Below are 13,780 nucleotides of genomic sequence, written 5' to 3' on the forward strand. Positions count from 1 at the left end.
CGGATCTAGCTCTCATCTTACCGGCATACGAGCGTAACAGCCATTGACGATCTCATGAGGATGATGGACGATCTGATGATTTTTGCCGTATACTCTATGTATGGAAAATCAACCTTTACGTAAGCCCGACGGATTTCGCTCCGAACGATTAATCGTGCTGCCCGCGCATATCTGTGACGAGGCGGCCCAGCACCCGCTTGTCCGCCCGATCTATGTGACGGATACCGGATATTACCCCCGCGCACTTCATCACTATATGGAGCGGCCGCAAGGCATCGAAGTGCAAATCCTCATCTGCTGCATGGAAGGAGAAGGCTGGTACCTGCTGGATGGAGGCCGCAAGCACACTCTTCAGCAGGGCCAAGCCATCCTCCTGCCAGCGGGCATTCCTCACGCCTATGGTTCCTCCGAGGACCATCCCTGGAGTATTTACTGGTGGCATATGAAAGGAGAGCAAGTAGAGGCTTACTTCGGAGACCTCGGCCCCGGCGACGAGGCGGTGACGCTGACGCTGGAGAAGACCCGGCAAGTGGCGGAGCTGTTCCAAGAAGGTTATGAGCTGCTGGAGCAGGGGTATACGCTGAATCATATGATCTATGTGTCCCAGGTGGCGGGGCATCTGGCCGCTATCCTACGGAATGCCCGGCTGCAGCCGCAGGCGGCTCTGCCGCACAGCCGTACCGACCTGGCTCATACGATCCGATATATGATGGACCATCTGGAGAGCCGCTTAACGCTGAAGGAGCTAGCTGCTCAGGCAAAGGTATCGGTTCCCCATTTCACCCACCAGTTCAAGGAGGCTACCGGTTATTCCCCGATCGATTATTTCCTGCGTCTGAAGATTCAGCTTGCCTGCAGCAATCTGGACCTGACCAGGGACAGCGTGAAGGAAATTAGCCACCGGCTGGGCTTCCAGGACCCGTACTATTTCTCCCGCCTGTTCAAACAAATAATGGGAAAGTCCCCTTCCGATTATCGAAATACCCGGAAGGGGTAGCTTTCCCGCTTGCTTCCGCCTCATCCCGAGGCGGGTTCCTTCGTGTATGCGGTTAGTGATTCCATAATTTCTGGCGTTTCTTATAATTATCCGTGTAGATTTTCTCCAGCTTGGCCAGACCGGCCGCCTCGACTTCCTTCAGCATCTGCTGGTACAGCTCCGTCACCTGCTCCTCGGTTGGCGCAAGCGCCATCTTCAGGAAATACTTATTGACGGTATCGTTCACCTTGGTCTCCATAATCGCTTCCGGGGTGCCGCCCGCCGGGCCGAGATTATCATAAGGCGCGGTGTCGAACGATGTGTCCGCCAGGTTCTTCACCGCCAGATCGGTGACCGGATCGCTGTTGAAACGGCCGATCAGGTCATAGGGCGTGCCGTCGGAGCCCGGGCCGTTCTTGAGCATCCACGTCCACTTGCGGATGCCCGTTTTCCGCGAGGCTCCGTCCCAGTCTTTATTGAACGCCTCCAGCACTTCCGGACGCGGCACATGCTTGCCGTCCTTCTTGTCCCAGTGTGTACCCTCTACGCCCCACATGAGCAAATATTGCCCTTCTTCGCTAGCCAGAAAGTCCAGCAGCTTCATCGTTCTCACCGGGTCCTTATTGGACCGGGTAATGGCTACGCCATCCCAGCCCAGGGAGCTCTTCGGACCGTAGGTCGTCTGATTCGCCTGCACGCCTGGAGCGAGCACCTTGTATTGATAGAACTGACGCTCATCCTTCTTGGACTGATCTGGGGCTTCGGCTTTCAATAGCGAGTTCGGCTTGCCTACGTTCCAGAGTGCGTCGGCCGTAGCGAATACGTTGCCAGCTGCCAGCTTTTGCTCGAATTGCTTCGTCTTCATGGTTGCCCATTCCTTGTCGAGCAGTCCCTTGCGGTACAAGGAATTCAAGAACTTGACCATATCCAGGTAACGCGGATCGTGAACGTCCTTCTTCAGTTCTCCGCCCACTTCATAATACGGCTTCATGCCGAACATTCCTTTGAAGCTCCCGGTCACGCCACCGATATTTTCACCGTTCAACGTCATTCCGATCGATTCCTTGCCGTCGATCGCCGGGTATTTTTCCTTGAACTTCACAAGCAAGCTTTCAAATTCTTCTGCGGTAAATGGCTCGCCGTTATTCACCTTAGCCCCGACGCCGAGCTCCTTCATGATATCCATACGCATCATAAAGCCGAACACCGGATATTTCTCCAGCCCGTACCAATTGGCGAAGTAATAATTTTTGCCATCCTCGTTGCGGGTCTTGGCGAGCGTATCGCCATACATCTCCTTGATATGCGGCCCGTACTTGTCGAGCAGCTCATTGAGCGGGACAACCGCGCCCGAGGAAATATACTTGTTCATGATATCGCTTCCACGATCCAGCATCACAACATCCGGCAGATCGCCGCTCGCCAGCATCAGATTCAGCTTCTCCACGGGATTACCCGTCGGCTGCTGAATTTCCAGGGTGATGCCTGTTTTCTCCGTAATCACCTTGGCTACCGGGTTCGTGAATGCATCCCCCGTATTTTTGTCGAACCAGGTCAAGGTGATGGGCGCCGTACTCCCCGCGTCTGTGCCGCCATTCCCCTGAGCAGGAGCTGCCTTCTGATTGTCGCTGCAGCCAGATATCGCCGTTACAACTAGCCCTGCCGCTAGCATTCCTTTGATTACCTTCATAACCTGAACCCCTTTCCGAAGTCACTTAGTCTGGTGCCTGAGTACATGTCTAATTGTAAAAACGGAGAGTTCAATTAGCTATAACGCAAATTACCAATTCATAATGGAAACCGCCTTTCCTTCGGGAAAGCGCTATCCCGGACTGATTCACCCAGGATTGTAAGGAATCCGGATCGTGACGGCCGTGCCGATGCCCGGTCTGCTGAACATCGAGACGCCGTACTCGCTGCCATAAGTCAACTTGATCCGGTCATCGACGTTTTTGATACCGTAGCCGGATGCATGCTCGCTTTTCTGCAGGGCGCTGTCCAGTTGGCCTGGGGTCATGCCGATTCCATCGTCAATGACGCGCAGCAAGATATCTGGTCCTTCCCGTTTTAATTGGATCTTAATGTTGATCCCCGACTCGTCCCACATCGCATGGTTGATGCAATTCTCAATAAAGGGCTGGACGATCAGCTTGATTGTCGAGCGCTGGAATAGCCCTTCGTCAAGGTCGTAATGCATATGCAGTTTATTGCGGAAACGAATATCCTGAATCGCCACATAATTCTGAACCAGATCCATCTCCTGCTTGAGCATGATGATCCGCTTACCCTTGTTCAAGGACACCCGATAGTACTTGGCCAGAAAATTCACCATGCGGTGAACCTGCATCGCGCCATCCTTCATAGCGAGCGAAGAAATGGAAGACAAGGTGTTGTAGAGGAAATGAGGATTAATCTGTGCCTGAAGCGTGTTCAGCTCCGATTCCTTCCTAGCGATCTCCTTTACATAGACATCCTTAATCAAGGTCTGGATGGTCGATGCCATCTTGTGAAAGGCAAAGGAAAGCTGATCCACCTCGTCATAGCCCCTCGGATTCACGGATAACCGAAAATCCCCCCGCTCCACCTTGCGAATCTGCTGCAGCAGCACCTCGATCCGCTTGGTCAGCAGCTTGGTCGTCATATACAGCAGCAGGATCGCGACGCTGATCGTAAGGACGGAATACCAGATGATTTTCTTCGTCGCCTTGTTCGTATTGGACAGCAGTTCATCATAGGGGACAGTGATGACCGTGCTCCAGCCGTTGCTCAGCTTTTTGTACGTGAAGTAGCGATTCTGTCCGTTAATCCGCATATCGAAATGCTTTTCCTTGTCCTGAAGCTGACTCTGAATCGGATACAGGTCGAACAGCCGGTTGGAATCCAGGCTCCGGTCGCCATGACTGATGATCCATCCCTGCTCATCGATGATAAACACCCTTTTGTTGTTATTCTCCATCTTGATTAGAGAGTATAGCTCATTGTCGCTGATATCGAAGGTTAGAATGCCATACGGATGCTGCAGGCTGAAATAGCTCAAGGAACGGGCCAGCGTGAAGTGCGCATCCTCCGTCTTATAGGCTTCCGAATGCGTGTACACCGTATTCCCCGCTGCCTCCAGCGCCCTTCGCTTCAAGGCAGGGGGCAATTCCTCCATATGTCTCACATACTGATCATCCGAATACAGCGTCTTGTTGTCCGTATAGATCGATATATTTTGCAAGTTGGAATTCAGTGTCATCAGCGAAGGGAGCATCCGGTTGATATATTGAAAAGCATCCAGGTAATCATACGCCTGCTCATAATCCGTCGATAAGTAGTTGCGAAGTTGGGCATCCATATACAACAGGTTGGACAGCTGATTGTAATACTCCAGCCTTTTCTCGACGTTGGTATTGATCTGGGCCAAGGTGACATTCAAGGCCGTATAGGTCTGCTCTGTGACCGTACTCCGGGTGGAGCTATAGGAGTAATAGATCAGGATCGAGAACGGCAGGATGATCACCCCCAGAAAGATCAGGAAGAACTTATGCCGCAGTCGGAGCCTAGCGAACAACCCTTGCCGAACAACCGGCAGACGACGGACGTATTTATCCCAGAAGGAGATGTTTTCGGTATTCATTGGGCGTTACTCCTTGGTTTTTCAGAAATAGGGAGATGAAGTAGGAGGTGCTCTCATAGCCGACCTTCTGCGCGATATCCTGGACCTTCAGCGATTCGTCGGCCAGATATTCCTTGGCCTTATCCAACCGGATTCTCGTTAAGTAATCATGGATCGTGATACCCATCTTATCCTTGAATATCGATCTCAAGTAATTCGGGGACAAGTAGACCTGATCCGACAGGCTGTTGATCGTAAGCGGCTGGTCGAAGCTCTGATCGATCAGCGTCCGCACCTGATGCACGAGCTTGGCGTTCTTGTCAGCGAACCGCTGCCGGACGGATGCCGCCGCATCGCGGACCGTATCCAGCAGGAGGGCCTCGATGTCGTAGATCGTCTCGCATTGGTAGATCGAGTGATACAGCTCCGCCCGTTTTTCCCCCTCCAGCATCGGCTCATGGATCTGCCCGAGCACATGCTCGATGAGCGCAATCGCCCCGTCGCGGACTTTTTTCTTGGCGACGCGGAGTGTCACAAGCTTCGTTACATACTCCCGGAGCATACGTTGCGCTTCGTCCAGCTCATGCCGGTTGATCGTCTCCAGCCACTCCGACTCCGGAAAAGGGGGAGCCTGTTCGCTTTCCCACTGCTTCTGGACGTCCCTCAGACTGATCACTCTGCCCTTGCCTACATAGAACAATGCCTCCAGAATGGTCTTGGTCTGGTGGTACAGAACTTGAAGCTGCGAAAGCTCCTTCTCCTGCTCATCAATCGCAATCGTCACCGTGAACGGCAGCGTTTGCCGCAGCAATTCCGCCGCATCCTGCCAGGCATAATACCCTGGTCGGTGCCTGGCGTCCATGACGATGCCGATCTCCCCTTCCTTGAAGGAAACTATATCGGATTCCAGTTTCTTACCCGACAGCCATCTCTCGAGGAAACCGATCAGTTGGCCGACTGCCTGTTCCAGCGTCAACTTCTGCTCCCCTATGCTGGTCTGGTCCAATTGAAGCAGAGCGAGACCGTAGCGGCCATTCTCGGCATGCCGGGACAGCTTGCGATAGCTGGCCGCCAGATTGTGGAGGCGTTCCTCCTGCTTCTCAACGATCAACTCCTTCAGAATCGTAGACTTGGTTGCTCGAATCGAGCGGTTCTTCATCCGTACCTCCTCACATTTTTGGTTCACTTTCTCGATAACGCTTACAATCTCACTTAGATCGAGCGGCTTCAATAAGTAACCGACAGCTCCTACATTCAAGGCCGACTTCACATAGTTGAATTCGTCGTGGCCGGTCAGGAATACGAACTGCATCCACTCGTACCGCTCCCGGATAGCCTTCGCCAGGTCCAAGCCGTTCATCATCGGCATCTGGACATCGGTGATAACGATGTCAGGCTGGATCGATTCGATCTTCTCCATGGCATCCCTCCCGTTGACGGCCGTACCCGCCACATAGAGCCCCATTTCCTCCCACCGGATATAATCCCTCATCATCTCAAGCTCCAGTTCTTCATCGTCTACTAGAAATAGGCTATACAATCGCTTCCCCTCCCTGTATCTCGATCTACATCTATTATAGTGATTTCACGATACTTCACTATGGGTCCAGAGCAATGTAAGTTATTTTCAGGCATCTTTCGTTACAATGCCATATCGACCTCAATTTTGGGGAATCTTATAATGTGAGTTAACTTGAGATGCGAGGTGCCCTATGAAAAACGAACTGGTCATCCGGGAGCAAGCAGGACTTGCGATCCCCCGGCGCAAGCTGCTCACGACCTTCCGTCAGCAGAAATATTTGTTTCTGATGATGCTGCCCGCCCTGATCTGGGCGCTGATCTTCGCCTATACGCCGATGGTCGGGCTGTATATGTCCTTCGTCAATTACCAGCCTACCTTGGGCGGGTTCTGGCAAACCTTATTTCGCAGCGAGTTTGTCGGCTTGAAGTGGTTCCAATATTTCTTTGGCAACGGCGACTTTCTGATCGTCATGCGCAATACGCTGGCCTCGACGCTCATCACGCTGTTGTTCTCCTTCCCGATGCCGATTCTGATCGCCATCGCGATCAACGAGATCAAGAGTGTCCGCTTTAAGAAGACCGTGCAGACGGTTTCCTACCTGCCGTACTTTATCTCCTGGGTCATTGCGGCCAACATTATCGTAACGCTGCTGTCCTCCGACGGCGCGGTCAACGGCTTGCTGAAGTTTTTCGGCATTACCAATGAGAGCGTTCTCTTTCTGCAGCATGCGCCGTACTTCTGGTGGATCGTCGCGCTGGGCAATACGTGGAAGGACATGGGCTATAACTCGATCATGTATCTGGCGGCCATCTCCTCGATCAATCCGGAGCTGTACGAGGCGGCCAAGGTGGACGGCGCATCCCGGCTCAAGCAGATTCGCTACATCACCTTGCCCCACCTGAAGCCGACGATTGTCATCCTGTTGATCCTGGCGCTCGGCGGCGTGCTGAACGCGGGCTTCGATCAGCACTTCCTGCTCGGCAATGACCTGACGCGCGACTATTCGGATGTGCTGTCTACTTATTCCTTCCGTTATGGGATTCAGAACGGGATGCTTTCCTATGCGTCGGCGGTCGGCATGTTCAGCTCCGTCGTGGCCTTCATCATCGTCTTGATCGTCAACTACACGGCCAAGAAGCTCAACGGCCAGTCCTTATTCTAATCGACTTAGGAGGTCCTTCGTATGCTTGCGCGCAAATCCATCCCGGAGCAGCTTTTCGACGCTTCACTGTATGTGTTTTTATCCCTGGTCTTTGTGGCGACCTTTTATCCGTTCTGGAATATTTTTGTCATCTCGCTCAACGATGCGACCGATACGCTCAAGGGCGGCCTATATTTTTGGCCCAGAATGCCCACGCTCGAAAGCTATATGACCATCTTCCGCAATCCGGAAATCTGGAGCGCCATCCGGGTGACCGTACTGAGGACAATAGCAGGAACGGCGGTGTCCGTCTTTTTCATCTCCATGCTGGCCTATGCGCTCAGCAAGCGCTCGCTGCTCGGGTGGAAATACTTTTCGTTCTTTTTCGTCTTCACCATGTATTTCGCCGGGGGCTTGATTCCGACCTATATGGTCATCAAGTCCGTCGGGCTGATCGATTCCTTCTGGGTGTACATTTTCCCTGGAGCAATCAACGTGTTCCTAATGATTCTCGTCCGCACCTTCATGGAGCAAATTCCCGTGGAAATCGAGGAATCCGCCAAGATCGACGGCGCTCACGACCTGCAGATCTTCTTCCGCATCATGCTTCCGCTCTGCGTGCCTGCGCTGGCCACCATCGGCCTGTTCCTCGCCATCGGCCACTGGAACTCCTGGTACGACTCGTATGTGTACACCTACAAGCCCGAGCTGAAGACGCTGCAGGCCGTGCTGGTGAAAATTCTAAACCAGTTCCAGACCGCGTCCATGATGTCAGACGCCCAGCAGCTCTCGCAGAGCTCCAAGCGTCTTCCGGTTTCCAGTGAAAGCATTCGGATGGCCGTGAATATGGTCGCCACGCTGCCGATTATTCTGGTCTACCCGTTCGTGCAGAAATATTTCGTAAAAGGGATCATGATGGGCGCAATCAAGAGCTAGCGCCAAGCTGGCCTAGGTAGCCGGCCTCCCCATCATGGACCAGTATGATTCTCAGCACCTGCACGCGCGTCCCCAGGCTCCGCTCATCGCGGAGCCTTGTGCTGCGTACAGAGACTTGCACCCCGCGCAGGCTCCTGCAGGTTCCTGCAGGCTCCGATGGGTTCAGTTGGTTTGCCAGCCAGCATGGCGACCACGAACCGGTAGGCGAACGGACACTATTCTGTGAAGAACCGATCTGGCGATACGACTTACCATTCACAGAATATTCCAGCTCCCCCGAATCCAGTCTTTAAAACAGATACAGCCCCGTTCCCTGGATGATCCCAACCGTCACCCAGGACGCCCCCTCCATCCTCTGTGTGGTTCGCTCCGGTCCACCTCTCTTTGACGGGAAACTTCATGAACAACAGGTCGACCGTTCCGCTCAGACCGCCTCGCCGCTTGATTGGTGCATAGGATTCGGTTTCGATAAGTCTCGACCAGACTATGAAACCATTCCTTTCCGATAGGTTATTTTGATGCAGGGCGCACGAAGGCCCCTAGAAAAAAAGACAACTGCATCAGGTTGCCCTGCAGTTGTCTTTCCTTGGTTGAGATAGCGGCTTACTGAACCGCCGCCAAAGGCTGAAGCTCGGCGTCCAGCACATGGACGTCGCCGGGCGCTAGCTCCAGCAGGCGGTTCTGGGAACCGTTGTACACCCGGACCGCTACGGCGGAACGCGCCTCGATCACGGCGCTGACCAGTCGGCCGTTCGCCCAGGTGAGGCTCACTTCCAGGTTCCCCTTAGCCCGCAGGCCCTGCACCGAGCCGTCCGGCCAGCTGGCGGGCAGCGCTGGAAGCAGATGAAGCTCGCCCTCATGGCTTTGCACCAGCAGCTCCGCGATGGCCGCCGTTCCGCCAAAATTGCCGTCGATGACGAAAATATTCGCCTCCGCCCCGGCGATGCCGGATTTGGAGAAGGTCAGCAGATTATCGAGGCATAGCTCGCCGATCAGGTGGCTGATATGGTGCTCGGCCCGATCGCCTTTATGCAGCCTGGCGAAGAACAAGGCAAATAACGCCGCTGTAAACTCTACGTCCTCCAGATCGATTCTCTCCATCCGGTTACGCAGGGTCACCTCGGCTGCTGCGCTCAGCTCCGGCGTATGATGCGGTGTAATCTGGCTGCCCGGGTACAGGGCGAACAGATGGGACAGATGGCGATGCTCCGGCTGTGCCTCCCCGAAATCCTCCAGCCATTCCTGCAGCTGACCACGCTTGCCGATCATCAGCGGAGGCAGTTGTGACAAAGCCGCTTCCCACTTGAGCTGTAGGCTTGCATCCACCTCCAGCTTCCGGGCCGCCTTCTGGCAGAAGGTCAGCAGATCCCGGACCAGTACCTGGTCCATCGTAGATCCCATGGAGAGCTGCTGCGCCTCGTCCTTCTCAGACCCCGGCTGGCCTGCGTAGAAGCTGTTCTCCGGCGAGTTGGAAGGCCCGGTCACCAGCCAGCCGTACTCCGGATGAATAACCATATAATCCAGGAAGAAGGCAGCGGCCTCCTTCAGCACCGGGTATGCCACTTCGGCCAGGAATGTATCATCCTGTCCGTAATCGTAATGCTCCATCAGATGCGTCGCGATCCACAGCCCACCCGTCACATTCAGCCCCCAGGACGTTTCCCAACCCGGCGAGGCGAAGCCCCAAGCGTTGGAGAACACATGGGTCACCCAGCCGTCCGCGTCGTAATAATGGCGCGCCGCAGACCGTCCTGCCTCAGCGAGACTGCGTACATAACGCATTAAGGGTTCGTGGCTTTCAGCCAGATTCACAATTTCCGCCGGGAAATAATTCATCTGCGTATTAACGTCCAGATGATAGTCGCAGCTCCACGCCATCCGGTTCGCTTCGCCGTCATTCCAGACGCCCTGCAGATGCAGAGGCAGGATCGAGTCCGAGCGGGAGCCGGCCAGCGTGAGGTAACGGCCGTATTGGAAGAAGAGCACATACAGCTGCGGATCATCTTGCAGTTGTCCCTTGAACCGGCGGATGCGCTCATCGGTGGGAAGCTCTGCATGAGCCGAACGGCCGAGGTTGAGCTTCACCCGTTCGAATAGCGGCCGGTAATCGGCCAGATGACGCTCCCGGAGCCGGTCGTATCCAAGCTCCAGCGCCTGCTCCAGCTGCCGGAAGCACTTCTCCTTCCAAGCTTCATCCGTCTGGCGGTAATCCGTGTTCACTGCCGTGTAAACCCACGCCTCCTGCGCCTGTTCCACGCGGACCGTTCCTCCGTCAGCCGCCGTCACCGAGCCGCCTCGGACGGCAACGTGGATAAGCCCCCGGCAGGATACGCCGCAGGCTCCGTCGCTATGCATGTCCTCCACAGCGCGCCCCGTGAAGACGATCGTCCCCGGCTCCCGAGTCTCGCTGCTGAACTCGGCGGTACGGCCTTCCACCCGCAGAGTAAAGGAAATTCCTTGCGGGTCGTCGGTCCACAACCGGGATACGATCAGATCATCGGCATGAGTAGCGAACGTCTCCCTTCGCAGCTCATGGCCATCCTTTGTGCCTGTAGACAGGGCTACGGCCTCATGCAAATCCAGCTCCCGGCGGAACGAGGAATCGGCGCTCTGCCCGCGCTCCGTCTGCTCCCAGTCGAGGATCACGTCGCACAGGCTCAGGTTGGTACCGAAGTTAAGCTTCGGCGGCTGCAGGTGCTCCTTGGCCAGCTGATCGCCGGCGCGGAAGTCTCCTTCAAAAAAATGCCGGCGCATCTGCGCCAGATCGCCCTTGGTATTGGACCTGCCCTGAACCGGCTCGGCCTGCCCCGACCAATAGGTGACTTCCGTCAGGCTCCATACCTCCCGGTCCGGCGAGGAGAGGACCATCGTCCCCATCCTGCCGTTGCCGAGCGGAAGCCCCTGGGCCCAGCCGGAGGCAGGACCCGAGTACCACAGCTTCAACTCTTGCATCTTGCACCCTCCGTTTCGTAGCTGAGCCTGCCCTTCTTGTCAGCGCCCGATCTTGAACAGCTTGGACTCGGCTCCCTTGAGCGATACCTTCAGCGAGCCGTCCGCCTTCTGCGTCTGACCGGTCCACAGATCCTTCACTTGGAGAGTCTTGCCACCTCCACGTGTAATCCCGGCGCGGCTCAGGTCAATATCACGGTCCACCGCATCCTGGGTGAAGTTAAACACCGCCAGGTAATACGTGCCCCGGTCTTCCAGCACGAAGAGGTCCGCGGATTTCGTGCCTGTATTTCCTTCGACAGGCTGAAAGGCTTTTCCTTTCAGCGCAACCGCATTCACTTCTGGATTTGTCAAAAGCTGTTCCATATACACCCGGGCGGTAGCGTTGCTGACATCGTCCGAGCTGAGATACACGGTACCCGAGATCGCTGCTGCATTGACACGGGACTTAGCACCCTCATACGATCCGCCCTTGAGCAGGGTCATATAGTCAGGATCGGTGTACGGATAGATTGTGCCGTTCTGCCACCAGCCGTAGGTCAGATTGTTCAGCTGATACTCCGTGCTGCCGAGACTGCCGTCCACATCGCAGGAGATCCGGCGGCTGTGCGCATACTGGCTCGGGAACAGCGGCGCGATGGACGCGCTGATGAACATCTTGCCGTCGATCGCTTTGTTGAGATAGGCCATACCTTGATTGTAAGCCTGGATGCCGGTCTGCGCCTTCGTGTCGTAATGCTTGCCTTCCAACGAGCCGTGGCTCAGGAAATCGACCTTGATATACTCGAAGCCGTGCTTCTTGAAGCGGTTCATGTAGTAATCGATCCGCTGCTTGGACGCCGGATGCGTAGGGTCTACGGCATACGCGCCGTCCAGCTTGGGCAGCACTTGGCCCCCCGCATCGCGCAGCACGATGTCGCTATACTTGTACTTGCCGTCCGTTCCTTCGACCGGCTGCTCCAGATTATCTCCCCAGTATACGAACGGAGAATAGTAGATGCCCGCCTTCTGGCCGTTGCGGCGAATCAGCTTCACCAGGTCGGACAACTGCTGGTCTGTCATATTATCCCAGTAGGAGTCGAGGTTGATGTAAAAATTCCCTTTATTAGCAAAGGATTCGTGCTGCAAATGTTCCTTGAAGTAGTTCGACACCTCCACGGCCTTGTCATAGCTCAGATGCTCGGCGTACGCTCCCCAGCTGTTCCAGCCGACCGGCACGCCCTTCGGAATATTTTTGCCAAAGGCCAGAGGCGGTGCAATCGCGGCATTAACCTGGCCATAGCTCTCAAGCCCAGTACGGTAATCGTCGTAGAACCCGATGAAAATTTTCGGAGAGGTGACGGTCCGGCCCGAGACGGCGGCATGCGGCAGGCTGTCGTGGGTGGAAGCCTGGGAAGTGAAGCCGCCGAAGACACGCAGCTCGTTCAGCTTGTTATCCGTGCCACTCCAGGCGATCCCGGTCTTCCACGTATCATGCGTCACCGAGCCAAGCACAAGCCCCTTGCGGCTGGTGTTGTCGTAGATGGCGGTCAGCTCCGAGCTGACATAGCTGCCAGTGTTCAGCCTCGTGTTGATCGTCTTCGCCTGGTAACGCGACCAGCTGTCGTTATCGAACGGTGTGACCAGCACCCGGTTGTCGCCATAGGTGCCGATATTGACGCCGCCCCGTGCATGGACAACCACCGGAGCGATATAGCTGGTTGTCAGCCCGCCGGCTTGCGAAGCAGACGCTTCAGTCAGCAGATATGGGGCGTTGTTATACAGGTAGAAGCTCTGCTTCAAGGTCGGCAGTCCGGCTTTCTCGTTGCTCACAGTAATCCGGATGCCTTTGCCCGTCTCGTCCTTGAAGGTGTCCACATCCTTGCGGCTGAACACATGCCGGTCGTACTCTGTGCTGGCGACCAGCCGGTCCAGTTGGATGGCGCTGTACACGCCCTGCACAACCGTTTTGTTGTTCCAATTGTACTGGGACAGGCCGGTCGACGTATTGTACAGCAGCTCGTAGGAAGGACTCGCAACCTTGAGGCCCGACGTGTACTCCGTCAGCGTGATCGGGCCGTATTGGGAAACTTGAACCTGCTTGCCCAGGTCACCGATGCTGCCATCGCCAGCTGGAACACCATCGCCCTCCGAATCCAGCCTCAGCTCGATCTTGTCGATGTCAGGCGAGTAGCCGCCCCCGTCGTCGAAGCGAATCGTGTTGCTGCCCTGCTTCAGATCGATCTGAATGTCGTAGGTGCCGAGCGTGTTCCAGTCCGCCGTCTTGGGGAAATTGAAGTTCTCCGCCTCTGCCCCATTTACGGCAATAGACGCCGCCCTTGGATCGCCCGAGATATAATGCACGGTCATCGTGTAGACACCGGCCTTAGAGGTCTGCACCTCATTAAATTGGAGCGAGGAGCCTCCGTACAGATTTCCTGCTTTTTTACCGCCCGAGCAAGGCTGACAATCCGCTGCACCCGCATGACCGGTGAAGGTGTTCGCAGCAGCCTCGGCTTCATAAACATAAGAAGCCGAGCTTGCAGCAGACACTGCTTGCAGGGATGAAGATTCAGAAGCCTCCGCCCACGAAGCGCCGGGCAAGGATAACGCCAGCCCTGTCGTCAGCAAAGCGATCAGCAATTTGGGAATAAACCGGATTTTTTGACGCATAAACAT

The 13,780-nt window shown here is 55.4% G+C and carries 9 protein-coding genes; 3 read left to right on the forward strand and 6 right to left on the reverse strand.

Features of this window, described 5'->3' with window-relative positions:
* Positions 1–100 precede the first annotated feature (100 nt).
* Positions 101–997 carry an AraC family transcriptional regulator gene (locus WMW72_RS13415; RefSeq protein ID WP_341415984.1) on the forward strand — a complete coding sequence of 299 codons (897 nt, stop codon included), beginning with the start codon at positions 101–103 and terminating at the stop codon, positions 995–997.
* A gap of 52 nt (positions 998–1,049) precedes the next feature.
* On the opposite strand, the gene WMW72_RS13420 is transcribed toward WMW72_RS13415, so the two are convergent.
* The 3 genes from WMW72_RS13420 to WMW72_RS13430 all read right to left on the reverse strand — a co-directional run bounded on the left by WMW72_RS13420 (position 1,050) and on the right by WMW72_RS13430 (position 6,114).
* A complete protein-coding gene (locus WMW72_RS13420) occupies positions 1,050–2,666 on the reverse strand; it encodes an ABC transporter substrate-binding protein (protein WP_341415985.1) in 1,617 nt (538 codons plus the stop codon).
* A gap of 147 nt (positions 2,667–2,813) precedes the next feature.
* A complete protein-coding gene (locus WMW72_RS13425; RefSeq protein ID WP_341415986.1) occupies positions 2,814–4,595 on the reverse strand; it encodes a cache domain-containing sensor histidine kinase in 1,782 nt (593 codons plus the stop codon).
* Positions 4,564–6,114: a response regulator gene (locus WMW72_RS13430; protein ID WP_341415987.1), complete on the reverse strand. Its 1,551-nt coding sequence runs from the start codon at positions 6,112–6,114 to the stop codon at positions 4,564–4,566. The genes WMW72_RS13425 and WMW72_RS13430 overlap by 32 nt, the downstream gene beginning before the upstream one ends.
* Positions 6,115–6,286: 172 nt before the next feature.
* Here WMW72_RS13430 and WMW72_RS13435 point away from each other — a divergent pair, with 172 nt between their 5' ends.
* Both WMW72_RS13435 and WMW72_RS13440 read left to right on the forward strand, forming a co-directional pair.
* Positions 6,287–7,258: an ABC transporter permease gene (locus WMW72_RS13435; RefSeq protein WP_341415988.1), complete on the forward strand. Its 972-nt coding sequence runs from the start codon at positions 6,287–6,289 to the stop codon at positions 7,256–7,258.
* Between the two features lie 21 nt (positions 7,259–7,279).
* Positions 7,280–8,173, forward strand: coding sequence for a carbohydrate ABC transporter permease (locus WMW72_RS13440; protein ID WP_341415989.1), 894 nt, complete (start codon positions 7,280–7,282; stop codon positions 8,171–8,173).
* On the opposite strand, the gene WMW72_RS13445 is transcribed toward WMW72_RS13440, so the two are convergent.
* From WMW72_RS13445 to WMW72_RS13455, 3 genes are all read right to left on the reverse strand, one after another.
* Positions 8,163–8,432, reverse strand: a complete 270-nt coding sequence (locus tag WMW72_RS13445) for a hypothetical protein (RefSeq protein ID WP_341415991.1) — start codon at positions 8,430–8,432, stop codon at positions 8,163–8,165. The genes WMW72_RS13440 and WMW72_RS13445 overlap by 11 nt on opposite strands.
* A 344-nt stretch (positions 8,433–8,776) precedes the next feature.
* Positions 8,777–11,125, reverse strand: coding sequence for a glycoside hydrolase family 95 protein (locus WMW72_RS13450; RefSeq protein ID WP_341415992.1), 2,349 nt, complete (start codon positions 11,123–11,125; stop codon positions 8,777–8,779).
* Between the two features lie 39 nt (positions 11,126–11,164).
* A complete protein-coding gene (locus WMW72_RS13455; protein WP_341415993.1) occupies positions 11,165–13,774 on the reverse strand; it encodes a CBM35 domain-containing protein in 2,610 nt (869 codons plus the stop codon).
* Positions 13,775–13,780: the final 6 nt, after the last annotated feature.

This window comes from Paenibacillus filicis (assembly GCF_038070315.1).
GTDB classification, from domain to species: Bacteria; Bacillota; Bacilli; order Paenibacillales; family NBRC-103111; genus Paenibacillus_G; species Paenibacillus_G filicis.